Annotated in this window: 1 pseudogene; it reads right to left on the minus strand. The window is 37.0% G+C overall.

Going from position 1 to position 1,092, the window contains the following annotated elements:
- Positions 1–1,064, minus strand: a pseudogene (locus J7R07_RS07915) (hypothetical protein); the annotation flags it as partial.
- Positions 1,065–1,092 lie beyond the last annotated feature (28 nt).

A 1,092-nucleotide genomic window follows, 5' to 3' on the forward strand; every position in this document is an offset into this window, starting at 1 on the left:
GATACATTGCCATAAATAAGGAGACGGTCCGTTTTTTGTTGTTCTTTCGTTAGACCATCGCTCCATTTCGTGTTGAAATAAATTCTTGCATCACCCGTTGCATTGTAAACTGTCTCTACATCGGGAAGCAGATTTTCTTCAGATCTAGGGACATCAGTGGCTCGTCCTATATAGAGGGTTTGATATCGTCCCTTTACCAGCGTATGCGGTGCATCAAATATGATAGAGCTATCACCAAGATTCAGCACTGAGACAACAGAAAGTGCTTGTTGATTAAGGTTTGAGAGTTTATTTACATAATAGAGTTTATACTCGTCTCTCATATCTACTTCAAATTTGCTAATCTTTAAGGTCCATTTACTGTTGTTCTTTAAAGTAAAAGCTGTTGTATTTCGGGGAAAAGCTTTTACTCTTCCTTCTATAATTGAATTATCAGTGATTAATGTAAGAGTACCAGGCTTAGCGTTCTTTTCTTCAGTTCTATTTTTTAACAACATATCGGCACGAAGCTCTGAATCTTTAAGTTCAACCTCAGCAACAGCGTCTGAGTAGTGCGGCCCTACAATACCAATACCGTCTTTTACAAGAAGTTTTGTATTGGTAAACATTGCTCTATTGATAACTTTTTCACCCTCTTTGAGATTGGAACGTATAATGTGATCAAAAAGAATACCATGACTTTTATGTTGTCCAGAAACGGTTATGATTGAATCTTCAACATGAATTGTACCATTTCCAAGTTCTAAACCCCGAGTACCTGCTTTTCCAACAATATTTTTGGCATGAATGCGTCCACCTGTTGTTGCAGAAAGTACAGCCGAATCTGAGCGCATTGTTGAGTTCTTAATGATAATAAAGGCTTCATCATCAGCAACTCCTGTAATAAATGCACCACGAACAAAAACATTATTAAAAGTTTTTTCTTCTCCTCTCTTATCCGCACGAAGCATAATCAGTTCAGAGGGCGATGTATCTGCATAAGTCGGAAGGAAATGAGAGAAAACCAAAGCCCCAGCAATTGTACATAACAAAAAACTTTTCTTATAAATAGATTTCTTACACATAGATATGCCTTTATTATTGGTATGCCTT

Origin of the sequence: Bartonella phoceensis (assembly GCF_902825145.1) — a bacterium.
GTDB classification, from domain to species: Bacteria; Pseudomonadota; Alphaproteobacteria; order Rhizobiales; family Rhizobiaceae; genus Bartonella; species Bartonella phoceensis.